Genomic DNA, 25,620 nt, shown 5'->3' on the forward strand with positions numbered 1-25,620 from the left:
ATGCTGACCAGCGCCGCGCTCCGTCCCTCGCCAATCACCCCTTCCGTCGATTTCGACGCGAAGGGCGTGCAGCACGGACATCTGCGCCTGCCCTATAGCCGCGATGACAGCGCCTGGGGCTCGGTGATGATCCCGATCTGCGTCATTGCCAATGGCGAAGGCCCGACCGCGCTCCTGACCGGGGCAAACCATGGCGACGAATATGAGGGGCCGGCGGCACTTTTCGAACTGGCGCAGACGCTTGATCCCGCCGCGATCAACGGACGCGTCATCATCGTTCCGGCGCTCAATTATCCCGCGTTTCGTGCCGGCACACGGACCTCGCCGATCGACCGGGGCAATCTGAACCGCAGCTTTCCGGGCCGTCCGGATGGCACGGTGACGGAGAAGATCGCCGACTACGTCACGCGTCATCTCATACCGCTCGCCGATATCGTCCTCGACTTCCACTCCGGTGGCAGGACACTGGATTTCCTGCCCTATGCCGCAGCCCACGAACTGCCGGACAAGGATCAGGAAGCGCGCTGCTTCGATGCCGTCGCCGCCTTCGCCGCCCCCTTCTCGATGAAGATGCTGGAGATCGATGCGGTCGGCATGCTCGACACAACTGTCGAGGAGATGGGCAAGGTCTTCGTCACCACCGAACTCGGCGGTGCGGGTACTGCGACGGCGCGGTCGATCGAGATTGCCCGCAAAGGCAGCCTCAATCTGCTGCGGCATGCGGGAATCCTTTCGGGTGAACCGAATGCAGCGCCCACTCGTTGGTTGGATATGCCATCGAGCGATTGCTTCACCTTTGCGCAGGATGAGGGACTGATCGCCTTTGCCGCCGATCTCGGCGATGCGGTCAGGACAGGCGAGATCATCGCCCGTGTCTACCCCGTCGGCAAAACCGGCATTGCGCCAATCGAATACCGCGCCGCCATGGATGGCGTGCTCGCGGCGCGCCACGTACCCGGCCTGATCAAGGCCGGCGACTGCCTTTCCGTGATCGCCACGATCACGGAGGAGACCTAACCGTAGAGAACCCGCGAGATCCGAAAACGGACAGCAAAACCCTAACCAGAGGAGAATTCGCATGCCAATCAAGACAATCGCCGGCCTTTCCGGCCTTGCACTGATGCTGGGCGTAACGTCTGCCAGCGCACTGACACTCGAGGAGGTCAAGCAGCAGCGTTACATCCGCGCTGCGACCGCCAATGAAGTCCCCTATTCCTACATGCAGCCCGATGGCACCTCTGCCGGCATCGGTCCCGATGTCGCCAGCGCCGTGCTGAAATCCATGGGGATCGAAGAGATCAACTGGACGGTCACGCCATTCGGCACGCTGATCCCGGGCCTGAAAGCCAAGCGCTTCGATTTTGCCGCGGCCGAGCAGAACATCTCGCCGGAACGTTGCAAGCAGGTCGCCTTCACCGAGCCGAACTCGTCCTATGGCGAAGGCCTGCTCGTCAAGAAGGGCAATCCGAAGGGCCTGAAGACCTATGCCGACATCGCCAAGGACCCGTCGCTGACGGTGGCCGTCGTCTCCGGCGCCAACAATGTCGACTTCCTGCGCGCCGTCGGCGTCAAGGATGAGCAGATCGTCTTCATTCCGGCCAATGCCGATGCTATCCCGACCGTGCAGAGCCGCACCGACGCCTATGCGGCGACCGAACTGACCGTTGCCGCACTCGCCAAGGGCCAGGCCCAGGTCGAGCAGGTCGCGCCGTTCACCGACCCGATCGTCAAGGATGCGCCGGTTCGCAATTATGGTGGCTTTGCCTTCCGCCCGGAAGACAAGGAACTGCGCGACGCCTTCAACGCCGCCCTCGTCAAGTTCCGCACGACGGATGAGTACAAGGCGATCCTCACCAAGTACGGCCTGTCCGCACAGAGTATCGCTGCAGCGGCCGACAAGAAGGTCGACGACCTCTGCGCCGGCAAGTAACGGCAGAAGGCGCCCGATCCGATCGGTCGGGCGCCGCTCCTAACGATCAGGAGACTTCCGTATGGACTGGACAGCCTACCTGCCAATGCTCTGGCATGGTGCATTCATCACGATGACGATCACGCTGGCGTCGATTGCCGTCGGCGCGGTGCTCGCTTTCATTTTTGGCATCCTGCGCGTCGAGGGAGGACCGATCCTCTCGGCTGTCGCGCTGTGTTATACAGAGGTGTTCCGCGGCACCTCGCTCTTCGTTCAGCTTTTCTGGTTTTACTACGCGCTGCCGCTCGTCGGCCTGAGCTTCGATCCGATCACCACGGGCATCCTGGTGCTGGCGGCCCATGCCGGCGGATATGGCGCCGAGATCGTGCGCGGGGCGCTGTCATCCGTGTCTGTGCAGCAGCTGGAAGCTGCGCGCGCCCTGAATTTCAGCCGCTTCCAGACGCTGTTTCGCATCTCGCTGCCGCAGGCGATCGTCGAGATGATGCCGGCCTTCGGCAATCTGGCGATCGAGACGCTCAAGCTCTCGTCGCTCGTGTCGCTGATATCGATTGCCGATCTCACCTTCGCGGCCCAATCGATCCGCAACATCACACTGGATAGCGCCAGCATCTATTCGATCACGCTCCTCTGCTACTTCGCCATGTCGCTGGTGCTGATGGTGGCGATCCGGGTGATCGAGCATTTCGTGCGGCGCGGCCACGCCTTCCCGCAGATGCCCCGTTCGTGAGGATATGTTCACATGATGTATGGATACGAATGGGATACGACGACCTGGCTCACCTATACGAGCTCGATCCTGCCGATCATCCTGATCGGCCTGACGGTGACGTTGAAGGCAGCGGCGGCAGGCTTTGCCATCGCGCTCGTTCTCGGCCTCGTCTTCGCGCTGCTGCGCCGCAGTCGCGTGATCGCGATCTCCTGGACGACTGCCTTCGTCGTTGAATTCCTGCGCGACACGCCGCTTCTGGTGCAGCTCTTCTTTCTCTATTACGTGCTGCCCGATTTCGGCGTCGTGCTTCCGGCCTTCCTCACCGGTGCCATCGCCCTTGGCCTGCAATATGCCGCCTACACATCCGAGGTCTATCGTGGCGGCATCGAGGCCGTCGCCCGCGGCCAGTGGGAAGCGGCGACGGCGCTCAATCTGACGCGCATGCAGGCCTATCGCGACATCATCATCCCGCAGGCCATCCCACGGATCGTGCCGGCCATGGGCAATTATCTCGTCGCCATGATCAAGGAAACGCCGGTCCTTTCCGTCGTTACCGTCATGGAAATGATGGGCCTTGCCAACATGATCGGCGAACGCACCTTCGAATATCTCGTGCCGCTGACCCTCGTCGGCCTGATCTTCCTCCTCCTGACGCTGATCTGCTCGGCCGGTCTCCACCGCCTCCAGAAAGCCCTTCCGAAAGCAGGAATCCCCTTGCGATGACCGAGAACAACAATCCGCCTATCATCGAATTTTCCAACGTCGCCAAGCGCTTCGGCCCGCTGACGGTACTCGACGACTTCAATTTCACAGTCAGGAAAGGCGAGAAGGTGACGCTGATCGGCCCGTCCGGGTCGGGAAAGTCCACCGTGCTGCGCATCCTAATGACGCTCGAACCGTTCCAAGACGGCAAGCTGACGCTGCAGGACATGTCCTATCACGAGCCAAACGGCAAAGGCCCTTTCAAGGCCTCGGAAAGCCATCTGCGCCAGATCCGCAACCATGTCGGCATGGTGTTCCAGAGCTTCAATCTGTTCCCGCATATGACGGTGCTGCGCAATATCGTCGAGGCGCCGCTGCGGGTGCTCGGCATTGCGCGGGCCGAGGCCGAGGCGCGGGCGCTGCAGCTGCTCGACATGGTCGGGCTTGCCGACAAGAAGGATTTCTATCCCTCACAGCTCTCCGGCGGACAGCAGCAGCGCGTGGCGATCGCCCGGGCGCTGGCGATGCGCCCGCGAGTGCTTCTCTTTGACGAGCCGACCTCAGCGCTTGATCCGCAACTCGTCGGTGAAGTGCTCTCCGTCATCCGCGGCCTGGCGCACGAGCACGACCTGACCATGCTGCTCGTCACCCATGAAATGCGCTTCGCCCGGGAAGTTTCGGACCGGGTCTGCTTCTTCGACAAGGGCCGAATCTGCGAGCAAGGCGCGCCCGAGGAGATATTCGGCGCACCGCGCGAACAGCGCACGCGGGAATTCCTGTCGTCGGTTCTGGCTTGATGAAAAGGCCCGGAGGCTAAGCTCCGGGCCTTTGAAATTGGGCAACCATCTTTCTAGCGGGTGCGTGTCGTTTCGAAGAGGAACCAGACGCGCCTCTCGGTCTCGTCGATCCAGTTCTCGATCAGGCTGGTCGTTGCGTGATCATTATGCTCGGAGGTCAGGTTGTGCACCTCCCGGAACATCTCGACGAGCCGCTTGTTGTCGTCCCTGAGCTCGGCCAGCATGTCGTCGGGCGTCACGTAATCCGCGTCATTGTCCGAAAGCCGCTGCAGGCGGGACACCTGGCCGATCGACTTCAGCGTCGTTCCGCCGATCTTGCGGACCCGCTCGGCGATATCGTCGGTCATCGCGAAGATCTGCTCGGCCTGCTCATCGAGCATCAGATGATAGTCGCGGAAATGCGGGCCGGACATGTGCCAATGGAAGTTCTTGGTCTTCAAATACAGAGTGAAGACATCGGCAAGGATCGCGGTCATCGCCGCCGATATGTCGGTGATGGCATTCGATTTCAGGTCTGAAGGCGTTTTGAGCGACGGCGCAGGACGTTTTTCCACTGTCTAACCCTCCGTGGAGCAGCAAGTAACTCCGCTCAAGGTACCGCTCGCCCCGTTCGCTTCAATAAGTGCGACAAAATTTCGGCCGGTCTGCTCAGCGCCAGCAGATCAGGCGCCCCTCCCGATGCCGATCCGAGCACTGACACCTCTGGCGTAAACCATGCTAAAGTTGGCGTTTACGCCGATAGTGGTTGATGCCGCCGATCGCTAGTTTCCCTCTCGCAACTCAACGCTTTCTGCGGAGAAAAATCATGAAAGTTCTAGCTATCGGATCGATCATCAAGCCCGTCACCGACGAGCAGCGCCGCGAGATCATGCCGAAGGAAGTGCCGGCAACGCTGCAGCACTATCTCAATGGCAAGATCGAGCAGTTCTGGGCCCGCCAGGATGCCCCGGGCGTCATCTTCCTGATGAACGTGGATTCCATCGAGCAGGCGAAGGCCGAAGTCGAAGGCCTTCCGCTGGTGACCGGCGGCTTTGCTTCCTACCAGTTCATTCCGGTCGGCCCGCTGGCGCCGCTCGGCCTGCTCATTCAGGGCAAGTAACTGCAGCCTGGTTCCGGCGGCCATTCTCCCACTTGGCCGCCGGCGCCACTGCCTTGCCGTGACATATCTTCAAAACGGATCATTCTTTGATGGACAGACGACTTCTCGTTCTTGCCCTTGGCATGTTTGCGCTCGGCACCGACAGTTTCGTCGTTGCCGGCGTGCTGCCTGAAATCGCCCGCGACTTCAATGTCAGCATCGGCGCTGCCGGGCAGATGACAACGATCTATGCGGCCACGATCGCGGTTCTGGCGCCTGTCATTGCGGCGGCCGCGGCACATATGCCCCGCAACAGGCTGCTGCTTGCCGGCCTCGGCATCTTCGTCATCGCCAATCTCGCAACGGCGCTCTCGCCCAATTTCGAAATGGCGCTTGCCACCCGCGCACTCGCCGGTCTCGGCGCTGCCATGTTCGCCCCGACGGCAACCGGTTCGGCCGCGTCGATCGTGGCACCCGAGAAGCGCGGCTTTGCGCTTTCGGTCGTCGCCACCGGCATGACCGTCTCGACCGCCCTTGGCGCGCCGATCGGCACATTGATCGGCGGTCTCGGTGACTGGCACTGGACGATGGTCTTCGTCTCGGCACTGGCGGCCATCGCAGGCGCCGGCGTGCTTGTCTTCCTGCCGCATATTCCGATGCCGCCCGCCGTCTCGCTCGGCAAACGTCTGGCGCCGCTCGCCGATGCCAGGATCGGTCTGGCGCTGACCACGACCTTCCTGTTCTTCAGCGCCGCCTTTACCATCTACACCTATTTCTCGATCGTCTTCGGCCGCACGATCGGTGGCGACACGGCGATCCTCGCCGGGCTTCTGGTGCTCTGGGGCGCGGCCGGAACGGTCTCCAACCTGCTTGCCGGGCGGCTGATCGACGCGATCGGTTCGCGGAAAGTGCTGATCACGATGCTCGGTATGGTGCTTGTGAACTTCCTGCTTCTGCAGTGGAGCGGCGCCAGCCTCTGGACTGCCGTGCCCGCCGTCCTGCTATGGGGCGCCTGTGGCTGGGGCAGCACCGTGCCGCAGCAGCACCGCATCGTCGGCATCGCGCCGCAGATTGCGCCGATCGTGCTCGGCCTCAACAACTCTGCGGTCTTTCTCGGAACCACCGCGGCTGGCATCATCGGCGCAACGGCCATCGACATCGTCGGCAGCCAAAATCTCGGCTTCGTCGCCGCAGGTCTGGTCGCCGCCGCATTGATTGCCTCCGAGCTCACCGACCGGGCGATTGCCGCTTCGCGCAGCCGCAGCGCACCCGATCAGCGCCAGAAGGCGGCCTGAGGCGAAACCTCTGCAATACAGAAAGGTCTGACAATGCTCGACTTGATCAAATCCTCCATCGAGGCCCACGGCGGCCTCGACAGATGGCAGCGCATCCGAAAGATCACCGCGACGATGACGCCGGATGGTCTGGCGCTGAAGGCCCGCGGACAGGAGGCCTTTGCGAAAAGGCCGACGCGGGTGACAATCGATACGCGCCTGCAGAAGACGACCTTCGATCCATTTCTGGCACCAGAACAGATCGGCATCTACGAACCCTTCCGGACTGCCGTCGAAAGCGCCGCAGGCGCGACGCTCGAATGGCTGGACAATCCACGCCAGTCATTCACGCCGAATGTGCCATGGAGCGCTTCGCAGCTCGTCTATTTCGCCGGATACGCGATGTGGACCTACCTGACACTGCCATTCTCGCTGCTGACCGATGGCGTCAGCTGCGAAGAGATCGAACCGTGGCACGAGGACGGCGAAGTCTGGCGGGCCATAAAAGTCCGGTTCCCGGCTTCCTACGTCACGCATTCCACCGAACAAGTGCTCTACTTCGACAGCAACGCCCTGATCCGGCGTCAGGACTATTCGGTGGAGATCGCGGGCGGCGGGACCGCCGCTCACTATTCCTATGATCACCAAACGTTCGGAGGACTTGTCTTCCCGACCCGCCGCCGCATCTATCTGCGTGGCGGCGACGGACAACCCGACAGAAACGTCATCCTGATGGCCGCCGACTTCGAGAATTTCGAGTTCGTCCGCGAGGAACAGGGCGTCCCCCAAGGCTGGAACGCGGTGACCTGTGACTAGCAGCCTTCACGCCTTCGCGCGGCGCACCGCGTCGGCGATCGTGACTTTCTTCGGGATGAGCTGGAGTTCGAAGAAGGTGTCGGCGATCGCCTGCTGCTGGGCCACGACGGTATCGTCGAGGCTCTTCACGCCATAGGACTGGCGCTCCAGCGCCTTGACGAGCACCGGCTCGGGAATGCCGACCAGCGGCGAGAGTTCCTTGGCGGCGGCGGAAACGTCGGCCTTGGCCCATTCGTCGATCTCGGCGATCGCGGCAATGACCGTATCGACGGCTTCGGCATGGCCGTCGACCAGCGTCTTGGTGCCGAGATAGAATTGGTGGTTGGGGACGATGCCCTCGCCGTTTCTGAGCTCGCGCGCTTCGATCGCCTCTTCTGCCGCGGCCTGGAACGGATCCCATATCACCCAGGCATCGACGGCGCCCTGCTCGAAGGCCGCACGGCCATCGGCCGGGGCGAGGAAGGAGGGCTCGATATCGGCATAGGTGAGGCCCGCTTCCTCAAGCGCCTTGACCAGCAGGTAGTGGACGTTGGAGCCCTTGTTGAAGGCGACCTTCTTGCCCTTCAGATCGGCAACCGCCTTGATCGGGCTGTCCTTCGCAACGAGGATCGCTTCGCCGCGCGGCGCGGGCGGTTCATGGGCCACGTAGACCAGCGGCGCGCTGGCCGCTTGGGCGAAGATCGGCGGCGTCTCGCCGGTGGAGCCGAAATCGACGGCGCCGGCATTCAGCGCCTCGAGCAGCTGCGGCCCGCCGGGAAACTCCGTCCATTCGACCGAATAGCCGATCGCCTGCAGCTTGCCCTCCAGGCTGCCCTTCCCCTTCAAGAGCACCAGCGTGCCGTATTTCTGATAGCCGATGCGCACGACCTTGTCGGCTGCGGCGGCCGTACCGGCTTTGATGAATGGCAGGGTAGCGGCAGCGCCTGCGAGTGCAGCCGTAAAAGCGCGTCTTGAAATGTCCATGATAGCCCTCCGAAAGATCTCGTCGAGCAAAGTAATTTATGTCTACAGATTTACTAGAATAACTATGCTGTTCTCATAGGCTCTGAGGAATTTGATTTTCCTGCGGCGTTGTCGAACCGTGTTGCCTATACTCAGGACAGCGAAAATCGGCCGCTGGTGCGGCTTGCGACAGTGAAAGAGTTCAGCGCTCCATCTGGCACCAGGCCGCCAGGAGCGGACGGGCGGTGCAGCGCATGGCGACGGTGTGACCGGCTTCGTTATAGAAAGCGGAGCCCGGCGTGGCCTGCTGCCAGCCGCGGTCGTCGCAGAGGAATTCGCAATCGGAGAGCGCCAGGAACACGCGGGCGCGATACTGCACGTGATCTGGGAAGCGGCTGTAGGGCTCCATGATCGTCAGGCCGAGCGTCACGTCTTCCCGCTCTTCGAGACCGGATGCACCGGCGATGATCGCATGTGCATGCGCGGTCTCGATATTCATGCTGGCGAAGGGGCCGGTCTTGCTGGAGACCCAGTCGAGGTTCTTGGCGACGTCATTGATGGCGGCCGCCACCTCGGCGAAGGCCTTGCCCTTGGACGCGATCTGGCGCAGCGCGAATTGCAGTTGCGGCACCAGCTTCAGCGGTGTTGCGGGACGGGTCGAGACCGCGCCCGGCTGCTGCAGCAGGTGGAAGATCTTGCCGGCGACGAATTTTTCCATCATCGGCGTGCCATCGGCAAGCATCAGGCTGCCGATCGCGCCGATCAGGCGCTGCACCTCGGCCGGCCTGCGGGCGCGGCTCGCCGGGTAGGCCTCCTCGGTTCTGGTTCCTCGGTGCAAGAGGAGATCGGCATCTCTCCTCAGCTTGGATTTCGACATCGGGTATATTCCGGAGCGCCTCGCGCCACCCAAAGGCGGCGCAACCTGAGCGCAAATAGTTTCGCGAAGGCATCGGATCAACACCAATGCGAAAGCGCGGTCAAGACGGCTGACGAAAACTCCTGCGGAGCATCAGCCTTTCGCCGGCGCGCGCCGGCTCGACCGCAGGTCGCCCGCCGTATGCCAGACGACGGCCGCGACGATCACGGCGCCGCCAAGGAGCGTCGCGAGCGGCGGCTGCTCGGCGAAGAACAGCCAGACCCAGAAGGGCGTCAGCACGATTTCCATCGTGCCGATGAGCGCCGCCTCGGCCGGCGGCATGCGCCGGGCACCGGCCAGGAACAGGACCAGCGCAATCGAGAAGTTCGTGGCACCGAAGGCGGCCAGCACCACCCAGTTATAGGCATCGATCGAGCCGACCGAACCGAAGGGCGAGAAGATCGCCAGCGTCAAGAAGGCGCTGACGATGGTCGGCGGCAGGCTCGGCACGCCGGGGCTGATGCGCGGGATGACGATGATCAGCGCGAAGGAGGCGGTCATCCCCAGCGCCAGCAGATCGCCGAAGCCGGTTCCGCCGCCGATCGACGAGGCAACGATGATGATGACGCCGAGAAGGCAGGCGCCACCGGCAATCATCGTGCGGCCGCCGACCCGCTCCTTGAGTAGCACCCAGCCGAGGAGTGCGGCGATGAAGGGAGCCGTCGCATAGATGACGGCGACATTGGCAACGCTCGTGGTATAGAGCGCGCCGATGAAGCAGGCCTGACAGAAGGTCTGGCAGGCGATCATCGCGATGCCCGAGGGATGAAAGATCGAGGCCCACTGCTTTCTCGACAATCCGCCTTCGAGGAAGAAGCTCGGTATCAAGAGAAACAATCCGCCGAACAGCGAACGCCAGGCGATCGTCGTCCATGCGTCGATGGATAAAAGCCGTGAATAGATGCCGCTCGCGCTCCAAGCCAGCGTGGCGGCAACTACCAGAATGACGCCCTTTTCGTGCTCGCTCAGGCCGAGCGGGCGGACGTCTGTATGGAGTGACATTGGTTTTCCCGAACCAGAGGTCTGATTTGCTCTGTTTGCTACCGTTCTTGACATTAAGCAAACGAATAGTTGAGATAGCTGCCATCTGATTTTTTTGTGGCTTGAGAATGCGTCAACCCATCGAAAGCGATCTTCTGCGCACCTTCCTTGTCGTCGTCGAGACGTCGAATTTTTCGTCGGCTGCGCAGGCGATCGGCCGGACGCAATCGGCCGTCAGCGCACAGATCAAGAAGCTCGAGGAAACGATCGGCGAGACGCTGTTCGAGCGCGGCGCCCGCGGCGTCGTGCCGACGCGCTGGGGGCTGCAACTTCTCCCCTACGCACAGCGCGTCATCGATCTCCTGGATGAGGCGGCGGCGACGATCCGCACCAAGGAGCTGGACGGCCCCGTTCGTATCGGCATCCCCGAGGAATACAGCCAGACGGTACTGCCGGCAGCGCTTGCGGCATTCGCCGTCCGCCACCCGGCCGTCGAGGTGACTGTTTCCTGCGATTACACCGTGCGGAACCTCGCGGCACTGGAGCGAGACGAACTCGATCTCGCCGTCGTCTTCGACTGGGGCAACCAGTCGAGCGGCGAGGTTCTCTGTATCGATCCGACCGTATGGGTGACGTCGCAGGTCCACCGCCTGCACGATCTCGACCCGATGCCGATCGCCATCTACAGGAATTCGAACTGGTGCCGGGATTTCGCCCTGCGATCCCTCGACCAGATGGGGCGGCGCTACCGCATCGCCTTCATCGCCGACACCAGCTCGGGCCTGCAGAATGCCGTCGTGGCCGGGCTTGCGGTGACGACGCTGTCGCGCAGCCATATTCCGCCGGGCTGCCGGGAACTGACGGCCGATGACGGCTTTGCGCCGGTCGATACGTCCAAGGTCGTGCTGCGGCGCAACCCCTATCACTCGACCGAAGCTGTGCGCGAACTGGCCGACATGGTGCGCGACGCCTTCAAGCCGATCGGCTATCAGGCGCTGGTGTAACCGGGCGGCGCAGGCGCCTGCGGGTGTCGGACGGGCTTTCCGAAAAGCTGGCGCGATAGCTGCGGGCAAAGGCGGAGGCCGAGTTGAAGCCGGTGGCGGCGGCGATATCGGCAAAGGAAGCCTTGGTCTCGATGACCTTGCGCCGCGCCGCGTTCAGCCTCAGCGCCAGATAGTGCACATGCGGCGGCGCGCCGATGCTCTCCTGGAACAATCCCTGCAGATGACGGGCGCTGACGCCGACGCGTTTGGCGATGCGGCTGAGCATCACCGGCTGTTCGATATGCTCTTCCATCAGCCGCACGGCCGACGCCACACGCGGATCGCGCATGCTGAGGCCCGCGGCAGAGGGCGAAAGCTGGCTTTCGTTGTGGAACGACACCTGCTCGTAGCTGAACAGACGGCTGACCTCGAGCGCCAGCGAATAGCCCTGCCGCTGGCGGATGATCTCGAGCATCAGGTCGACCGTCGGCAGCGGCCCTGCCGTGGTCAGCCGCTTTCCGTCGATGACGAAGCGGTCCTTGACGGCCTTCACCTGCGGATAAGCCAGCGAAAAATCCTCGAAATCTTCCCAGTGGATCGTTGCCGTTAGACGATCGAGAAGGCTGGATTCGGCGAGCAGCCATGTGCCGGATTCGATGCCAGCGATGACGCTGCGATGGCGCGCTGCCTGCGAGAGCTGCATTTTCAGCGCGGCCGTGGCGCTCTGCCGCCAGTTGTAGCTCGCGAGAACGAAGAGCGGTGCATCCTCCCGCACGGCGCTGAATGCCCCGGCGGCGGGCACCGGAATGCCGCTCGTCGTCAGCACCGGGGCGCCATCAGGCGTCAGCAGCCGCCAGCGATAGATCTCGCTACCGGCAATGCGGTTTGCGCCGCGCATCGGCTCGATGACGGAGGCGAGCAGGATGAGGTTCGTCTCCGGCAGGACGAGAAGATCGAGATCGAGGCGGTCGTTCGAGCGAGTGAGCATGAAGTCTCCAGATTGCCGATACTGTATCAATCGCTTCCGTTAATGCAAAGCATGGACGTCCCGATTGCCGCGTAATGGGTGCAATACGAGGGAGAACACGATGCCTCTTGCGATGAACCGCGATGTCTTCATCACCTGCGCCGTCACCGGCTCCGGTGACACGGTTTCCAAATCCAGCCACGTTCCCATTACTCCCAAGCAGATCGCGGATTCCGCGATCGACGCCGCCAAGGCTGGGGCGGCCGTTGTTCACTGTCACGTTCGCGATCCGGAGACGGGCGCCGCCAGCCGCCGCAACGATCTCTACCGCGAAGTGACGGACCGCATTCGCTCCGCCGATGTCGATGTCGTCTTGAACCTGACAGCCGGCATGGGCGGCGACCTGATCTTCGGCGATGTCGAAAGGCCGCTGCCGCTTAACCCCGCCGGAACCGACATGGCCGGCGCCAGCGAGCGTGTCAGCCATATCGCCGAATGCCTGCCGGAGATCTGCACGCTCGACTGCGGCACGATGAATTTCAGTCTCGGCGACTACGTCATGACCAACACGCCCTCGATGCTGCGGGCGATGGCGAAGAAGATGACCGATCTCGGCGTGCGCCCCGAGATCGAGGCCTTCGATACGGGCCATCTCTGGTTCGCAAAGCAGCTCGTTGAAGAGGGGCTGATCGAGGATCCGGTGCTGATCCAGCTCTGCATGGGCATTCCGTGGGGTGCGCCGGATGATCTCAACACCTTCATGGCGATGGTCAACAACGTGCCGAAGAACTGGACCTTCTCGGCCTTTTCGATCGGCCGCAATGCGCTGGCCTACCCGGCTGCCGCGGTGCTTGCCGGCGGCAATGTGCGCGTCGGCCTCGAAGACAATCTCTATGCCGGCAAGGGCCTGCTCGCCACCAACGCGCAGCTGGTCGAGAAGGCCGTGCAGGTCATTGAAGGCATGGGCGCGCGCATCATCGGGCCTGATGCCGTTCGTGAAAAACTGAAGCTCAGGAAGCGTTGAGGGCTGCATGATCAAGATCAACAAGGCAGCCTGTGTCGGCGGCGGCGTCATCGGTGGCGGATGGATCGCCAGGTTCCTGCTTGCCGGTATCGATGTCGACGTGTTCGACCCGCATCCGGAAGCGAGCCGTATCGTCGGCGAGGTGATCGCCAATGCCGAGCGCGCCTACGCGATGCTGACCGGCGCACCCCTCCCCCCGCGCGGCAAGCTCACCTTCTGCAAGACGCTGGAAGAAGCCGTCGTCGATGCCGACTGGATCCAGGAGAGTGTGCCGGAAAGGCTCGATCTCAAGCGCAACGTGCTGACCCAGATCGACGCCGCCTGCCGCCCCGACGCGCTGATCGGCTCCTCGACTTCGGGCCTGCTGCCGACCGACCTGCAGCGCGACATGCAGTTTCCCGACCGCCTCTTCGTCGCCCACCCATATAATCCGGTCTATCTGCTGCCGCTCGTCGAGATCGTCGGCGGCGAGAAGACCAGCCATGCGACCATCAAGGCGGCGATGGAAAAGCTGCCGCCGATCGGCATGAAGGGCGTACATATCGCCAAGGAAATCGAGGCCTTCGTCGGCGACCGTCTTCTGGAAGCGTTGTGGCGCGAGGCACTGTGGCTGATCCACGACGACATCTGCACGGTCGAGACGCTCGACGATGTCATCCGCTATTCCTTCGGCCTGCGCTGGGCGCAGATGGGCCTGTTCCAGACCTACCGGATCGCCGGCGGCGAAGCGGGCATGCGCCACTTTCTGGCGCAGTTCGGCCCCTGCCTCGCCTGGCCCTGGACGAAGCTCACCGATGTCGTCGATCTCGACGACGCGCTCGTCGAAAAGATCGGCCAGCAGTCCGATGATCAGGCCGAGGGCCGGTCGATCCGCGAGCTGGAACGCATTCGCGATGAAAACCTGACCGGCATCCTGCAGGGGCTGAAAGCCGGCGACGGCGGCAAGGGCTGGGGCGCCGGCAAGCTGTTGAAGGACTTCGAGCATTCGCTCTGGGCGGGCGCGAAACCGGCGGAGCAGCCGAAGACCTCAGGCCCGTTGCGGCTGGTCGATACCAAGGTCAGCCCCGCATGGGTCGATTACAACGGCCACATGACCGAACACCGCTACCTGCAGGTCTTCGGCGACACCACGGATGCGCTGCTGCGGCTGATCGGTGCCGGTCTTGCCTATGTCGAGGCCGGGCACAGCTACTACACCGTCGAGACCCATATCCGGCATCTCGGCGAGGCCAAGCTTGGCCAGGCGATCTATGCGACCTGCCAGCTGCTGTCGGTCGATGACAAGCGGCTCCACGTCTTCCACAGCATCTGCGATGCGGCAAGCGGCGAGGTGCTCGCGACCGGCGAGCAGATGCTGCTGCATGTCGACTCGAAGGCCGGTAAGGCTGTTCCGGCGCCGCCGGAAATCCTGGCGGAGGCGAAGGCGATCGCCGAAGCCCACGCCTCGCTCCCCGCCCCGGATGGCGCCGGCCGTCATGTCGGGCAGAGAAAGCAGGGATGAGACGATGATCTGGCTGCCGGCCTCCATTTCCGAAAGCAGACCCCGCAAGGCTGTGCCTTGCGGGGCTTCGGAATGGGCGGCCAGCAGCAGCACAGAAATCACTCAATACAACCAGAGAGATAGGCGCCGATCCTCATCTGCAGGATCAGCCTCTTGCTATTCCACTTCAGCACGGCTTGTAACCGTCAATGCAAAATCGCCCTTCGGGCGAGCATATGCTCGATATGTCGCAGACGATGTATATGATGTCGTTTCACCGGCCCCCCGGCCGGTCAAAGTGGCCCTTAATTCGATCTCATGCATATTCATCGCCGGGGCAGCTCTCGAAGGCTCCCCCGCAGAAAGAGCGGAGGTAGCCTAGGTTGAACGGACGTAGCTTGACCACCTTTGAGCTGCTGACTTCCCTGCCCTCCGCCGCAGCCAAAACGCATGCGGCCCGCTGTCGTCTCGCCATCGCGGGCGCCATCCTGACCCAGAATTCCGATCTTCAGGAAACAAGCCGGACAAAAACAACCGCCGGCATTCCCGATCGCCGCGCCATCAAGCTGGCGCCCAAACCCACGCGCAATCGTCGAACCGAGAAAGGAAGATAAGGGCGGCACCAACCGCGACGTTTTCCCGAACGAACATGGACCTGGCACCGGAAGAGGAAACCGGTTCTGCGGTCCACTTGCCAATTCTTCAATCGAGACAAGAAGGAACAGGGGAATGAACGACTACACAAAATATCTCGCAAGCCGCGTTACCGCAGGCGGGCTGAACCGCCGCGAATTTCTGGGACGCGCCATGGCTGCCGGCCTGACGCTTGCCGTCGCCGACAAGCTCTTCACCGAAAGCGCCGAAGCCGCCGAACCGAAGCGCGGCGGCCATCTGAAGCTCGGCCTTGAAGGTGGCGCTGCCACCGACTCCAAGGACCCGGCGAAGTTTCTCTCGCAATTCATGTTCTGCGTCGGCCGCTGCTGGGGCGACATGCTGGTCGAATCCGATCCGCTGACCGGTGCCGCCGTTCCATCGCTGGCCGAATCCTGGGAACCGTCGAAGGACGCCGCCACCTGGACCTTCAAGATCCGCAAGGGCGTGAAGTTCCACAACGGCAAGGAACTGACGATTGACGACGTCGTCGCAACCCTGAAGCGCCACACCGACAAGAAGTCGGAATCCGGCGCGCTCGGCGTTCTCGGCTCGATCAAGGACGTCAAGGCCGATGGCGGCAACGTCGTCCTGACGCTGACCGAAGGCAATGCGGACATGCCGCTGCTGCTGACGGACTATCACCTCGTCATCCAGCCGAATGGCGGCAATGACGATCCGCTCGCCTCCATCGGTACCGGCCCCTATAAGCTCACGAGCTTCGAGCCCGGCGTTCGCGCCACGTTCGAGAAGAATGCCGACGACTGGCGTTCGGACCGCGGCTATGTCGATTCCATCGAGATCATCGGCATGAACGACGCGACCGCCCGTATCGCCGCGCTTTCTTCGGGCCAGGTGCACTATATCAACCGCGTCGATCCGAAGACCGTCGACCTCCTGAAGCGCGCGCCGACCGTCGAGATTCTTTCGACCTCGGGCCGCGGCCACTACGTCTTCATCATGCATTGCGACAAGGCGCCGTTCGACAATAACGACCTGCGGCTTGCCCTGAAATACGCCATGGACCGCGAGACGATGGTCAAGAAGATCCTCGGCGGCTACGGCAAGGTTGGTAACGACTTCCCGATCAACAATACCTACGCCCTCTTCCCCGAAGGGATCGAGCAGCGCGCCTACGATCCCGACAAGGCGGCCTTCCATTACAAGAAGTCCGGCCACAGCGGCTCGGTACTGCTGCGCACCTCCGAAGTCGCCTTCCCGGGCGGCGTCGATGCCGCCGTTCTCTACCAGGAAAGCTGCAAGAAGGCGGGCATCGAGATCGAGGTCAAGCGCGAACCTGGCGACGGCTACTGGACCAACGTCTGGAACGTCCAGCCCTTCTCGACCTCCTACTGGGGCGGCCGCCCGACGCAGGACCAGATGTATTCCACGGCCTATCTCTCGACGGCCGACTGGAACGACACGCGGTTCAAGCGCCCCGACTTCGACAAGCTGCTCCTTGAAGCACGCTCGGAACTCGACGAGACCAAGCGCAAGGACATGTACCGCACCATGGCGATGATGGTGCGCGATGAAGGCGGCCTGATCCTGCCGATGTTCAACGATTTCGTGAACGCCTGCTCGAAGCAGGTGAAGGGTTATGTCCACGATATCGGCAACGACATGTCGAACGGCTATGTCGCCACCCGCGTCTGGCTCGATGCCTGACGGCCGGGGGCTTCCCCGCCATCTCTGACTGAACCAGGACCGCAAGCTCAAGGCTTGCGGTCCCCCTGACGTTTCAGCGCGAGGCCTTCGCCATGCCCAGTTCATCGACCGGCAACCCTTTGCCGGGTCTCAGATTCCGACAGCGCTTTCCGCTGCTCGCCCTCATCATCGAGCGTTTCGTGCTCTCGCTCGTCCTGCTCTTTGCCGTATCGATCCTGATCTTCGGCGGCCTCGAAGCGCTGCCCGGCGATTTCGCGACGACCTATCTCGGCCAGTCGGCAACGCCGCAGGCAGTTGCCAACATCCGCCAGGATCTCGGCCTCGACCGGCCGGTGACGACCCGCTACGTCGAGTGGCTCGGCAATGCCGTCCAGGGCGATTTCGGCACTTCATGGGCCAGCAAGAACTCGGTCAGCGAGCAGATCGGCAAGCGCTTGGGCAACTCGCTGTTCCTGGCCGGCTTCGCCGCTCTCATCTCGGTGCCGCTGGCCGTCGCGCTCGGCATGCTCTCGGTGCATTTCCGAAATCGGATGCCGGACAAGATCATCAATGTCATCTCGCTTGCAGCGATCTCGTTGCCCGAGTTCTTCATCGGTTACCTGCTGATCATGTTCTTCGCCGTGAAGCTCGGCGTCGCGACCTTCCCCGCAACGGTCTATGACAGCATGGGGTTCGTCGAGCGGCTGAAGGCGATCGCGCTGCCGACGGCAACTCTCGTGCTCGTCGTTCTCGCCCACATGATGCGCATGACCCGGGCTGCAATCCTCTCCGTCATGTCGTCGGCCTATATGGAGACCGCCGAACTCAAGGGCCTCGGCGCCTTCCGCTCGATCGTCAAGCATGCCGCACCCAATGCGCTGGCGCCGATCATCAACGTCGTGGCGCTCAACCTCGCCTATCTCGTCGTCGGCGTCGTCGTGGTCGAGGTGGTCTTCGTCTATCCCGGCATGGGCCAGTACATGGTCGATGCCGTCACCGTGCGCGACATGCCCGTCGTCCAGGCCTGCGGCCTGATCTTCGCCGCTGTCTACATCTTCCTGAACATGATTGCCGACATTCTGGCGATCGTTGCCAACCCGAGACTGAGGCATCCGCGATGAGATTGAGAGATATCCCCATCACCGCCTGGGTCGGCATCATCGGCATCGTCATTGCCTTCATCTTCGCGATCTTCGCACCCTGGATCGCCCCCTATGGCGAAACGGAAGTCGTCGGCAATGTCTGGCAGGTCGCCGACAACCAGTATTTCTTCGGCCTCGACAATCTCGGCCGCGATATCCTTTCGCGGCTGATCTACGGCGCCCGCACCACGCTCTTCGTGGCGCTCGGCGCAACGCTGATCTCGTTCTCGCTCGGCATCCTCCTGAGCTTCACGGCCGCCGTATCGCGCGGGATCATCGACACCGTGTTCTCACGCTTCAACGACCTGATGATGTCGATCCCGACGCTGATCTTCGCGCTGGTGGTTCTCGCCGTGCTGCCGCAGAATATCGTCATCCTGATCCTGGTCATGGCAATCCTCGATTCCACCCGCGTCTACCGCCTCGGCCGCGCCGTGGCGCTCGATGTCGCGGTCATGGAATTCGTCGAAGCCGCCAAGCTGCGTGGCGAAGGCAAACTCTGGATCATTTTCCGCGAAATCCTGCCGAACACGCTTTCGCCGCTGCTGGCCGAATTCGGCCTGCGCTTCGCCTTCTCCATCCTCTTTCTCTCCACCCTCTCCTTCCTCGGCCTCGGCATCCAGCCGCCGGCCGCCGACTGGGGCGGCATGGTCAAGGACAACAAGGACGGGATCATCTTCGGGATTTCCGCAGCGCTGGTTCCGGGCACGGCGATCGCCGCTCTCGCGGTCTGCGTCAATCTCGTTGTGGACTGGCTTTTGAAACGCACATCCAGCCTCAAGGGAGGACGCGGCGATGCCTGAGCTTCTTTCAGTTCGCAATCTGAAGATCGAGGCCACCAGCTATCCGCCGGGCGAGCCGCCGAAGCGGGTGACGATCGTCGATGGCGTCTCCTTCGACCTGCAGAAGGGCAAGGTTCTCGGCCTGATCGGCGAATCCGGCGCCGGCAAATCGACGATCGGCCTTTCGGCGCTCGCCTATGGCCGCGGCGGCGCCGAGATCACCGGCGGCGAAGTGCTGCTCGACGGCGAAAACATCCTGGCGCTCGGCAAGGGCGGCATCAGACAGATCCGCGGCGCCCGCGTCTGCTACGTCGCGCAGTCGGCGGCTGCCGCCTTCAACCCGGCCCACAAGCTCGGCGATCAGGTGATCGAAGCCTCCGTCAAGCATGGCCTGATGACCAAGGAGGAGGCGCGCAAGCGCGCGCTTTATCTCTTCCAGGTGCTGGGTCTTCCGAGCCCCGAAACCTTTGGCGACCGCTTTCCGCATCAGGTCTCCGGCGGCCAGCTGCAGCGTGCCATGACGGCGATGGCGCTCTGCTCCAATCCGTCGCTGATCGTCTTCGACGAGCCGACGACAGCGCTCGACGTGACGACCCAGATCGACGTGCTTGCGGCCATCAAGCACGCGATCGAGGAGACGCATACGGCGGCCCTCTACATCACCCACGACCTTGCCGTCGTCGCCCAGATCTCCGACGACATCATGGTTCTCCGCCACGGCAAGACCGTGGAATATGGCAGCGTGCAGCAGATCATCGAGGCGCCGGCGCAGGACTATACGCGCGCCCTGGTGAACGTCCGGCAGGCGGCGCGCGACGAAGCGCCGGATCAATCCGGCGCGTTGCTGAAGGTCGAGAATATCAGCGCCGAATATTCCAACGGTTTCAAGGTTCTGCACGGGGTTTCTCTTCACGTGCCGAAAGGACAGACGCTCGCCGTCGTCGGTGAATCCGGTTCGGGGAAATCCACCCTTGCGCGGGTGATCACCGGACTGCTTCCGCCGAACGAAGGCAAGATCATCTTCGATGGCAAGCCGCTGACGCCGAGCCTTCGCAACCGCCCCAACGACGATCTGCGGCGAATTCAGCTGATCTACCAGATGGCTGATACCGCCATGAACCCGCGCCAGACGGTGCGCGATATCATCGGCCGTCCGCTGACCTTCTATTACGGCCTGCGCGGGGCGAAGAAGACGGCGCGTGTCAAGGAGCTGCTCGACCAGATCGAGATGGGCAACGGCTTCATCGACCGCTATCCGGCCGAGCTTTCCGGCGGCCAGAAGCAACGGGTGGCGATCGCCAGGGCACTTGCGGCAAAGCCGGAGCTCATACTCTGCGACGAGCCGACCTCGGCACTCGACCCGCTGGTCGCCGAGGGCATCCTGAAGCTTCTGATGCGGCTTCAGGAGGAAGAGCAGCTCTCCTACATCTTCATCACCCACGATATCGCGATCGTCCGGGCGATTGCCGATAGCGTTGCGGTGATGCACCGTGGCAAGCTGGTGCGGTTCGGACCGAAATCGAAAGCGCTTTCGCCGCCCTTCGACGACTACACCGACCTGCTTCTGAAATCGGTGCCGGAGATGGAAATCGGCTGGCTGGAGCGTGTGCTGGCGACGCGTCGGATGGAAAGCGCCGGCAACTGAGATTTCGGGGCGGCGCAAGCCGCCTCGTTCCCATGAGAGTGCATGAAGGAAGAGACATGACCCCGCGCGGCTTCACGACGATCGAGAACCAATGGATCACGCTCAAGGATGGGACGCGGCTTGCCGCCCGCATCTGGATGCCGGATGGGGCGGAGAGCGATCCCGTTCCCGCGGTTTTCGAATTCCTGCCCTACCGCAAGCGAGATGGGACCTGCCTGCGTGACGAGTCGACCTATCCGGTCTTTGCAGCCGCAGGGATTGCCGGTGTGCGTGTAGACATTCGTGGCTCCGGCGAATCCGACGGTGTCATCGACGGGGAATATACCGAGCTCGAGCTTGCCAATGCCTGCGAACTGATCGCCTGGATTGCGGCGCAGCCCTGGTCGAACGGCTCCGTCGGGATGATGGGTATTTCCTGGGGCGGCTTCAACAGCCTGCAGGTGGCGGCGCTGCGTCCGCCGGCTCTGAAGGCGGTCATTTCCATCGCCTCCACGGTCGATCGCTATAACGACGACATTCACTACAAGAACGGCTGCCATCTCTCGGCGCAGCTCTCCTGGGCCGCGACCATGCTCGGCTATCAGTCGCGGTCGCCCGATCCCGCCCTTGTCGGCGCGCGCTGGAAGGAGATGTGGCTGGAGCGGCTGGAACACGAACCCTTCTTCATGGAAGAGTGGCTGAGCCACCAGCGCCGCGACGAATTCTGGCAGCATGGCTCGATCTCCGAGGATTTCTCCAAGGTCGAGATTCCGGCGCTCGTGATCGCCGGCTGGGCCGACGGCTATCGCAACACCCCGCTGATGGCGGTCGAGGGGCTGGGCGACAAGGCGAAGGCTCTGATCGGCCCCTGGGTGCACAAATACCCGCACTTCGCCTGGCCGAAACCGCGCACCGATTTTCACGGCGAGGCGATCGCCTGGTGGAACAAGTGGCTGCGCGGCGAGGACAACGGCATCGACCGGCTCCCTCAAACGCGCGCCTATATTCTCGACGCCATCCGCCCTGCCCCGCGCCGCGATTTCGATCCCGGCTTCTGGGTCGCCAAGGGCGCCTGGTCGAAGCCGGAGATGCAGTGCTTCTATATCGAGCAATTCGGCAAGCTGACCGAGGGCATGCCGATCCCGCAGGCGCCGGAACATGCCGTCTATCTGCGCTCGCCACTCGATACCGGCACGTCGTCGGGCGAATATTTCACGTTGAAGCCGGATGCGGAGATGGCGCTCGACCAGCGCTCAGACGATGCGGGCTCGCTAACCTTCGAGACTGTGCCGCTTGCTGCTGATCACGATTATCTCGGCCGCCCGGTGCTGACGCTCGCTCTGCGCACGCAGGCAAGGACCGGCAATCTCTGCGCCCGTCTCGTCGATGTGCATCCCGATGGAACGGCGACCCGCGTCGCCTTCGGAGTGATCAATCTCACCCATCGCAACGGCAATGCGGAGCCCGAGGCGCTGACATCAGGTGAGAAGGTCTCGATCCGCCTTGAGCTCGATGCCTGCGGCTATCGCTTCCGCAAGGGGCACCGGATCAGGCTGGCGATCTCGACCGCCTATTGGCCGATGATCCTGCCGCCGCCCGAGGATGCCGGCGTCGAGATCGACATCGCCTCGCTCGGCCTCGGCCTGCCGCTGCTCGGCGCGCATGAGAAGATTGCGATCCCCGAGCCTGAAAACCCCGATCCGTTGCCGAAATATATCGAGCATGCGCCTGGCGTCACCAAGCGGCAGGTCCTGAAGGACCTCTCGGCCAATCGCACCGACTACCGCATCCACGAGGATACCGGGCTGTTCGAACATCCGGATACCGGCCTCTCGACCCGGCAGTTGCGCGACGAGGTCTGGTCGATCACGCCGGGCGATCCCCTGTCGATGACCGGCATTTCGACCTGGACCTGCGACATGCGCCGCCCGGATTGGTTCGTACGGACGATTGCGACGGCAAAGATCGCTTGCACCGCCAGCGACTGGATCATCAGCGCCGTGGTGACTGCCTATGAAGGTGACGCACAGGTCTTCGAAAAGGTGTTTGCGGAGATGCGCATCCCCCGCGACCTGATGTGAACGTCAGCCCGCCGCAAACCGGCGGACGGCCTCGCAGACGGCGCGAAAGCCTTGCTTGGCGCCCTCGCTCATATGGCGGGCGCGCAGCCAGGCGTGAACCATCTGCGGCTCCTCACGGAACCAGACCTCGATTCCCGCTTGCGCCAGCCGCGCCGCATAGTGGCGGGCATCGTCACGCAAGGGATCGAAGGCCGCCCCGGTGATATAGGCGGACGGCAGGCCCCTGACATCCTTGGCGGCGAGCGCACCGGCAACGGGATCACCGGCCGGAGCCTGGAGCACTTCGCGGTAGTAGGCGACATCGGCTGTCGTCAGCCCCGGCGCATCGGCCATCTCGATATAGGAACCCGTCGTCAGATCGCCGCCGAGCGCCGGATAGATCAGCACCTGACCTGCAATGCCCGCGATCCCCTTGTCCCGAGCCCGCAGGGCGAGCCCGGCTGCAAGATTTCCGCCGGCGCTGTCGCCGATCAGGACGATGGGATTGCCGCCTGCAGCCAGCGCTTCCAGCACGGCAAAGCAATCATCGGTCTGCGCTGGCCAGCGATGCTCGGGGGCCAGCCGGTAGTCGACGGCAACGAGCTCTGCGCCCGCGAAATCGGCGATCTCGGCGCAAATCGCATGATGACTCTCCAGCGAGCCGACCACGAAGCCGCCGCCGTGAAGATAAAGGAGCAGCGTTGGCGTCGTGACCTTCGCAGGGCGATAGCGCCGAGTCGGGACATTGCGAATACGGCTATCTGCGGATGTCAGACCATCGGGGAGCGGCGGGCTGAAGCGGGCGCAAAGGGCATCATATTGCGCTCGCTGCGCCTCGATCGATTGCGAAACGGCGTCATCCGAATAGACGCTGCTGCAGATTTCGAGAAACTCAAGAATGCCCTTCTCTTCGGGGATCGGGCGCGTGACGGTCATGATGCAATCCATGCGGTTCGGCGACATCATGCACGATAGGATTTGCCGCAGAGCCTATGCAAGCGCATTGACGCCATCGGCGCGCTGGAACCCGCCAGAGCGGCGATTACCCACGCCGCGCCGAGCGCTCCAAAGCTTCGCCGTCACGCGCAGGTTGCGGCTTCTCCGTCAGGCCGACCAATTGGCGCAGCGGGCTCGGCAGTTGGTCGACGGCAACGGCGAAAGCGATCGAGATGACAGCGGTTGCGGCAGCGACGAGTGCAAAGCTCTGGATCGCAGGAAGATCGAGCGGCAGGACATAGTAGAGCGCTCCGACGGTCACCGTCTGGTGGACGATATAGAGCGGGAAGACCAGCCGGTTCATCGTCACCAGCCGCTCGCTCGGCTGATTGAGATAGCGCGCCGCAAAACCGATCAGGGTCAAAATCATGCTCCAGGCGAGCAGGAAGACGCTGGTCTTGAAGAGCAGGGTTTCGTTGACGTCGTAGCTGCCGATCGCCTGCTCCGGCGCAACTGTCCAGGATGCCAGGTAGAGCCAGATGGTGGTCGCAAGCGCAATCCCGCCACTGACATAGCGGCGCGCAATCAGCGTGCCGATCAGCGCCCGGTGATGGCGGGAAATCAGGAAACCGAGGCCGAACCAACTGGCCCAGACGGCAAACCACGCGCCGTCATTATAGAGCGCATTGGTCTCACGCGGATAGATCGGCGACAGCGCGAGATTGAGGCCGAGCGGCAGCAGGAAGAAGAGGTAGATGGCGCCCGTTTTGGCGACGCGCTCGAACCAGGCGAAGATCGGATTTCCCGGCCGCAGCAGATATTGGAAGATCGGATAGCAGATCACCGACATCACCAGCAGATAGGCGACGAACCACATATGCGCCCAGGTGAAATTACCGGTCGGATATTTTCCCTCGGTGAAATAGCGCGTCAGCCAGAATTCGAGGAAGGAGCCGGTATAGCCGTTCTCATACATCCGCTCGTACCAGACCTGCGGCACGACGATGACGGCCATGGCAAAGAGCAGCGGGATGAGCAGGCGCACCGTGCGCTTGTAGATGAAGGTCAGCCCCTGCTCCGGCTTGAAGGTGAAGGCGACGCCCATGCCGGAGATGAAGAACAGAAGCGCAAGGCGCCAGGCACGCGGGAAATCCATGACCAGCGACAAGCCGCGGCTGGTATTCTCGCTATGCAGCAACCAGCCCATATCGGGGAAAAAGGCAGCCGAGGAATGATAAAGGATCAGCAGGCCGAAGGCGAAGACCCTCAGGCGATCGACATAGTAAAGTCTCTCTCTCATCGCAGACGACGGATCCCCACGCAGCACCATCATCCGACCTCTCTACGCCCCAGACGTTAAGGATCGCTGCCGAAACTTCGTAAACTGCTGCTTTATTAGCGGATTGAGTGGGCGGCGATTGCCTGCACCTAAGTCAACAGGCCGCGAAGATCGCGGCGGCCATCGACGACGCGAACGATCTGAACGCGTTCAACCGGCATGTCATCGTCATCAGGGATGGTTTCGTAGAGGATCAGAAACGGCGCATCGACCAGCATCCGCGCACCCGGTCCGATCTCCGGGTGGCGCGCTCCCATACGCGGCTGTTCGGCCAGCAGCTTCGCCTTGCGTTCAAAACTGTCGAAGAAGCGCTCGGCCGCCTGGGGTTGCTCCAAGCCGATACGCACGTAGATGTCGCGCACATCTTTGAGAGCCTGCGGCAGCCAGACCAGATCAACCGGCATTTTTGCGAGCCGCGCTCAACTCCCGGCGTGCTTCATCACGCAGCGTCTCGAAGTCAACCGAGACAGGCTCTCCGCTGGCCTTGCCCTCAGCCCAGAGGCGCCGCAGACGTTCGATGTCGCCTTTCCGGCTCTCCCACTTTGCGGACCAGTCCCGCATCGCCTCGCGGATGACTTCGCTGCTGCTCGCATAGGCGCCACTGCTGACGGCGTCTCTCAGCAACTCCGCCTGCTGCGGCGTCATTGAAACGCTGATTTTCTCGACATTGGCCATGAAGCATCCTCCATCTTGGTAGTAGAAATTACCACCACAAGGACAATTTGCCAAGAACGCCCTCCGTTGGAATGCGACAGCGACCACCACAATTTCGTTCTCGCCATCGGCCAACATTTGCGTGAGAGAAAACCTTTTCTCACTTGACACGACACTTGGTAAAAG

At 62.7% G+C, this 25,620-nt stretch carries 26 protein-coding genes; 17 read left to right on the forward strand and 9 right to left on the reverse strand.

The window, feature by feature from the left end; all coding sequences use genetic code 11:
• Positions 1–3 precede the first annotated feature (3 nt).
• The 5 genes from doeB to ehuA all read left to right on the forward strand — a co-directional run bounded on the left by doeB (position 4) and on the right by ehuA (position 4,138).
• Positions 4–1,017 (forward strand): N(2)-acetyl-L-2,4-diaminobutanoate deacetylase DoeB, encoded by a 1,014-nt coding sequence (gene doeB, locus ABIE40_RS25375; protein ID WP_502944826.1) that lies wholly within the window; start codon positions 4–6, stop codon positions 1,015–1,017.
• A 61-nt stretch (positions 1,018–1,078) separates the two neighbouring features.
• The gene (gene ehuB / locus ABIE40_RS25380) at positions 1,079–1,930 is read left to right on the forward strand and encodes an ectoine/hydroxyectoine ABC transporter substrate-binding protein EhuB (protein ID WP_199625234.1); all 852 of its coding nucleotides are present in this window, start codon (positions 1,079–1,081) and stop codon (positions 1,928–1,930) included.
• Positions 1,931–1,991: 61 nt separating this feature from the next.
• Positions 1,992–2,657: an ectoine/hydroxyectoine ABC transporter permease subunit EhuC gene (gene ehuC / locus ABIE40_RS25385; protein WP_199625235.1), complete on the forward strand. Its 666-nt coding sequence runs from the start codon at positions 1,992–1,994 to the stop codon at positions 2,655–2,657.
• Positions 2,658–2,669: 12 nt separating this feature from the next.
• Entirely contained in the window at positions 2,670–3,362 is a 693-nt protein-coding gene (ehuD, locus tag ABIE40_RS25390) for an ectoine/hydroxyectoine ABC transporter permease subunit EhuD (protein ID WP_199625236.1), read from the forward strand.
• The gene (gene ehuA, locus ABIE40_RS25395; protein WP_199625237.1) at positions 3,359–4,138 is read left to right on the forward strand and encodes an ectoine/hydroxyectoine ABC transporter ATP-binding protein EhuA; all 780 of its coding nucleotides are present in this window, start codon (positions 3,359–3,361) and stop codon (positions 4,136–4,138) included. The genes ehuD and ehuA overlap by 4 nt, the downstream gene beginning before the upstream one ends.
• Before the next feature lie 53 nt (positions 4,139–4,191).
• Here ehuA and ABIE40_RS25400 read toward each other — a convergent pair whose 3' ends face one another.
• Positions 4,192–4,692 carry a Dps family protein gene (locus ABIE40_RS25400; protein WP_246777637.1) on the reverse strand — a complete coding sequence of 167 codons (501 nt, stop codon included), beginning with the start codon at positions 4,690–4,692 and terminating at the stop codon, positions 4,192–4,194.
• Positions 4,693–4,943: 251 nt separating this feature from the next.
• Here ABIE40_RS25400 and ABIE40_RS25405 point away from each other — a divergent pair, with 251 nt between their 5' ends.
• From ABIE40_RS25405 to ABIE40_RS25415, 3 genes are all read left to right on the forward strand, one after another.
• Positions 4,944–5,237: a hypothetical protein gene (locus ABIE40_RS25405; RefSeq protein WP_199625238.1), complete on the forward strand. Its 294-nt coding sequence runs from the start codon at positions 4,944–4,946 to the stop codon at positions 5,235–5,237.
• Positions 5,238–5,326: 89 nt separating this feature from the next.
• Positions 5,327–6,511 (forward strand): MFS transporter, encoded by a 1,185-nt coding sequence (locus tag ABIE40_RS25410; protein ID WP_199625239.1) that lies wholly within the window; start codon positions 5,327–5,329, stop codon positions 6,509–6,511.
• Positions 6,512–6,544: 33 nt separating this feature from the next.
• Complete coding sequence (locus ABIE40_RS25415) at positions 6,545–7,306, forward strand: hypothetical protein (protein WP_199625240.1); 762 nt, start codon at positions 6,545–6,547, stop codon at positions 7,304–7,306.
• Between the two features lie 6 nt (positions 7,307–7,312).
• Here ABIE40_RS25415 and ABIE40_RS25420 read toward each other — a convergent pair whose 3' ends face one another.
• From ABIE40_RS25420 to ABIE40_RS25430, 3 genes are all read right to left on the reverse strand, one after another.
• Positions 7,313–8,269, reverse strand: a complete 957-nt coding sequence (locus ABIE40_RS25420; RefSeq protein ID WP_199625241.1) for a sulfonate ABC transporter substrate-binding protein — start codon at positions 8,267–8,269, stop codon at positions 7,313–7,315.
• A 181-nt stretch (positions 8,270–8,450) separates the two neighbouring features.
• Complete coding sequence (locus tag ABIE40_RS25425) at positions 8,451–9,125, reverse strand: dimethylsulfonioproprionate lyase family protein (protein ID WP_130281039.1); 675 nt, start codon at positions 9,123–9,125, stop codon at positions 8,451–8,453.
• 132 nt (positions 9,126–9,257) lie between these two features.
• Positions 9,258–10,166, reverse strand: coding sequence for a DMT family transporter (locus ABIE40_RS25430; RefSeq protein ID WP_199625242.1), 909 nt, complete (start codon positions 10,164–10,166; stop codon positions 9,258–9,260).
• A gap of 107 nt (positions 10,167–10,273) precedes the next feature.
• On the opposite strand from ABIE40_RS25430, the gene ABIE40_RS25435 reads away from it, so the two are divergent.
• Positions 10,274–11,149, forward strand: a complete 876-nt coding sequence (locus ABIE40_RS25435; RefSeq protein ID WP_199625243.1) for a LysR family transcriptional regulator — start codon at positions 10,274–10,276, stop codon at positions 11,147–11,149.
• Here ABIE40_RS25435 and ABIE40_RS25440 read toward each other — a convergent pair.
• Positions 11,118–12,116 (reverse strand): GlxA family transcriptional regulator, encoded by a 999-nt coding sequence (locus tag ABIE40_RS25440; protein WP_199625244.1) that lies wholly within the window; start codon positions 12,114–12,116, stop codon positions 11,118–11,120. The two genes, ABIE40_RS25435 and ABIE40_RS25440, sit on opposite strands and share 32 nt — an antisense overlap.
• A gap of 100 nt (positions 12,117–12,216) precedes the next feature.
• On the opposite strand from ABIE40_RS25440, the gene bcoG reads away from it, so the two are divergent.
• The 8 genes from bcoG to ABIE40_RS25480 all read left to right on the forward strand — a co-directional run bounded on the left by bcoG (position 12,217) and on the right by ABIE40_RS25480 (position 22,526).
• Positions 12,217–13,119, forward strand: a complete 903-nt coding sequence (gene bcoG / locus ABIE40_RS25445; RefSeq protein ID WP_199625245.1) for a 3-dehydrocarnitine:acetyl-CoA trimethylamine transferase BcoG — start codon at positions 12,217–12,219, stop codon at positions 13,117–13,119.
• A 7-nt stretch (positions 13,120–13,126) separates the two neighbouring features.
• The gene (locus ABIE40_RS25450; RefSeq protein ID WP_199625246.1) at positions 13,127–14,620 is read left to right on the forward strand and encodes a carnitine 3-dehydrogenase; all 1,494 of its coding nucleotides are present in this window, start codon (positions 13,127–13,129) and stop codon (positions 14,618–14,620) included.
• A 377-nt stretch (positions 14,621–14,997) separates the two neighbouring features.
• The gene (locus tag ABIE40_RS25455) at positions 14,998–15,213 is read left to right on the forward strand and encodes a hypothetical protein (RefSeq protein ID WP_199625247.1); all 216 of its coding nucleotides are present in this window, start codon (positions 14,998–15,000) and stop codon (positions 15,211–15,213) included.
• A gap of 115 nt (positions 15,214–15,328) precedes the next feature.
• Positions 15,329–16,918 (forward strand): ABC transporter substrate-binding protein, encoded by a 1,590-nt coding sequence (locus ABIE40_RS25460; RefSeq protein ID WP_199625248.1) that lies wholly within the window; start codon positions 15,329–15,331, stop codon positions 16,916–16,918.
• A 92-nt stretch (positions 16,919–17,010) separates the two neighbouring features.
• A complete protein-coding gene (locus ABIE40_RS25465; protein WP_199625249.1) occupies positions 17,011–18,018 on the forward strand; it encodes an ABC transporter permease in 1,008 nt (335 codons plus the stop codon).
• Positions 18,015–18,842 (forward strand): ABC transporter permease, encoded by an 828-nt coding sequence (locus ABIE40_RS25470; RefSeq protein ID WP_199625250.1) that lies wholly within the window; start codon positions 18,015–18,017, stop codon positions 18,840–18,842. Before ABIE40_RS25465 ends, ABIE40_RS25470 begins: the two co-directional genes overlap by 4 nt.
• Positions 18,835–20,466, forward strand: coding sequence for an ABC transporter ATP-binding protein (locus ABIE40_RS25475; RefSeq protein WP_199625251.1), 1,632 nt, complete (start codon positions 18,835–18,837; stop codon positions 20,464–20,466). Before ABIE40_RS25470 ends, ABIE40_RS25475 begins: the two co-directional genes overlap by 8 nt.
• A gap of 56 nt (positions 20,467–20,522) precedes the next feature.
• Entirely contained in the window at positions 20,523–22,526 is a 2,004-nt protein-coding gene (locus ABIE40_RS25480; RefSeq protein WP_199625252.1) for a CocE/NonD family hydrolase, read from the forward strand.
• Positions 22,527–22,529: 3 nt separating this feature from the next.
• On the opposite strand, the gene ABIE40_RS25485 is transcribed toward ABIE40_RS25480, so the two are convergent.
• The 4 genes from ABIE40_RS25485 to ABIE40_RS25500 all read right to left on the reverse strand — a co-directional run bounded on the left by ABIE40_RS25485 (position 22,530) and on the right by ABIE40_RS25500 (position 25,455).
• Positions 22,530–23,441, reverse strand: coding sequence for an alpha/beta hydrolase (locus ABIE40_RS25485; RefSeq protein ID WP_199625253.1), 912 nt, complete (start codon positions 23,439–23,441; stop codon positions 22,530–22,532).
• A gap of 106 nt (positions 23,442–23,547) precedes the next feature.
• On the reverse strand, positions 23,548–24,741 hold the full coding sequence (locus tag ABIE40_RS25490) for an acyltransferase family protein (RefSeq protein ID WP_199625254.1): 1,194 nt from the start codon (positions 24,739–24,741) through the stop codon (positions 23,548–23,550).
• 128 nt (positions 24,742–24,869) lie between these two features.
• On the reverse strand, positions 24,870–25,184 hold the full coding sequence (locus tag ABIE40_RS25495; RefSeq protein ID WP_199625255.1) for a type II toxin-antitoxin system RelE/ParE family toxin: 315 nt from the start codon (positions 25,182–25,184) through the stop codon (positions 24,870–24,872).
• Positions 25,174–25,455, reverse strand: a complete 282-nt coding sequence (locus ABIE40_RS25500; protein WP_199625256.1) for a ribbon-helix-helix domain-containing protein — start codon at positions 25,453–25,455, stop codon at positions 25,174–25,176. The genes ABIE40_RS25495 and ABIE40_RS25500 overlap by 11 nt, the downstream gene beginning before the upstream one ends.
• Positions 25,456–25,620 lie beyond the last annotated feature (165 nt).

Source organism: Rhizobium sp. OAE497 (assembly GCF_040546565.1).
Classification (GTDB): Bacteria; Pseudomonadota; Alphaproteobacteria; order Rhizobiales; family Rhizobiaceae; genus Rhizobium.

Excerpts from the sequence above, each read along its gene's own strand:
- ehuC (WP_199625235.1), top strand. The coding sequence starts at position 1,992 with ATGGACTGGACAGCCTACCTGCCAATGCTCTGGCATGGTGCATTCATC.
- ABIE40_RS25475 (WP_199625251.1), top strand. The coding sequence starts at position 18,835 with ATGCCTGAGCTTCTTTCAGTTCGCAATCTGAAGATCGAGGCCACCAGC.
- ABIE40_RS25405 (WP_199625238.1), top strand. The coding sequence starts at position 4,944 with ATGAAAGTTCTAGCTATCGGATCGATCATCAAGCCCGTCACCGACGAG.
- ABIE40_RS25485 (WP_199625253.1), bottom strand. The coding sequence starts at position 23,441 with ATGACCGTCACGCGCCCGATCCCCGAAGAGAAGGGCATTCTTGAGTTT.
- ABIE40_RS25480 (WP_199625252.1), top strand. The coding sequence starts at position 20,523 with ATGACCCCGCGCGGCTTCACGACGATCGAGAACCAATGGATCACGCTC.
- ABIE40_RS25435 (WP_199625243.1), top strand. The coding sequence starts at position 10,274 with ATGCGTCAACCCATCGAAAGCGATCTTCTGCGCACCTTCCTTGTCGTC.
- ABIE40_RS25500 (WP_199625256.1), bottom strand. The coding sequence starts at position 25,455 with ATGGCCAATGTCGAGAAAATCAGCGTTTCAATGACGCCGCAGCAGGCG.
- ABIE40_RS25490 (WP_199625254.1), bottom strand. The coding sequence starts at position 24,741 with ATGAGAGAGAGACTTTACTATGTCGATCGCCTGAGGGTCTTCGCCTTC.
- ABIE40_RS25425 (WP_130281039.1), bottom strand. The coding sequence starts at position 9,125 with ATGTCGAAATCCAAGCTGAGGAGAGATGCCGATCTCCTCTTGCACCGA.
- ehuB (WP_199625234.1), top strand. The coding sequence starts at position 1,079 with ATGCCAATCAAGACAATCGCCGGCCTTTCCGGCCTTGCACTGATGCTG.
- ABIE40_RS25410 (WP_199625239.1), top strand. The coding sequence starts at position 5,327 with ATGGACAGACGACTTCTCGTTCTTGCCCTTGGCATGTTTGCGCTCGGC.
- ehuD (WP_199625236.1), top strand. The coding sequence starts at position 2,670 with ATGATGTATGGATACGAATGGGATACGACGACCTGGCTCACCTATACG.
- ABIE40_RS25420 (WP_199625241.1), bottom strand. The coding sequence starts at position 8,269 with ATGGACATTTCAAGACGCGCTTTTACGGCTGCACTCGCAGGCGCTGCC.
- bcoG (WP_199625245.1), top strand. The coding sequence starts at position 12,217 with ATGCCTCTTGCGATGAACCGCGATGTCTTCATCACCTGCGCCGTCACC.
- ABIE40_RS25460 (WP_199625248.1), top strand. The coding sequence starts at position 15,329 with ATGAACGACTACACAAAATATCTCGCAAGCCGCGTTACCGCAGGCGGG.
- ABIE40_RS25450 (WP_199625246.1), top strand. The coding sequence starts at position 13,127 with ATGATCAAGATCAACAAGGCAGCCTGTGTCGGCGGCGGCGTCATCGGT.
- ABIE40_RS25495 (WP_199625255.1), bottom strand. The coding sequence starts at position 25,184 with ATGCCGGTTGATCTGGTCTGGCTGCCGCAGGCTCTCAAAGATGTGCGC.
- ABIE40_RS25430 (WP_199625242.1), bottom strand. The coding sequence starts at position 10,166 with ATGTCACTCCATACAGACGTCCGCCCGCTCGGCCTGAGCGAGCACGAA.
- ABIE40_RS25470 (WP_199625250.1), top strand. The coding sequence starts at position 18,015 with ATGAGATTGAGAGATATCCCCATCACCGCCTGGGTCGGCATCATCGGC.
- ABIE40_RS25465 (WP_199625249.1), top strand. The coding sequence starts at position 17,011 with ATGCCCAGTTCATCGACCGGCAACCCTTTGCCGGGTCTCAGATTCCGA.
- ABIE40_RS25415 (WP_199625240.1), top strand. The coding sequence starts at position 6,545 with ATGCTCGACTTGATCAAATCCTCCATCGAGGCCCACGGCGGCCTCGAC.
- ABIE40_RS25440 (WP_199625244.1), bottom strand. The coding sequence starts at position 12,116 with ATGCTCACTCGCTCGAACGACCGCCTCGATCTCGATCTTCTCGTCCTG.
- ehuA (WP_199625237.1), top strand. The coding sequence starts at position 3,359 with ATGACCGAGAACAACAATCCGCCTATCATCGAATTTTCCAACGTCGCC.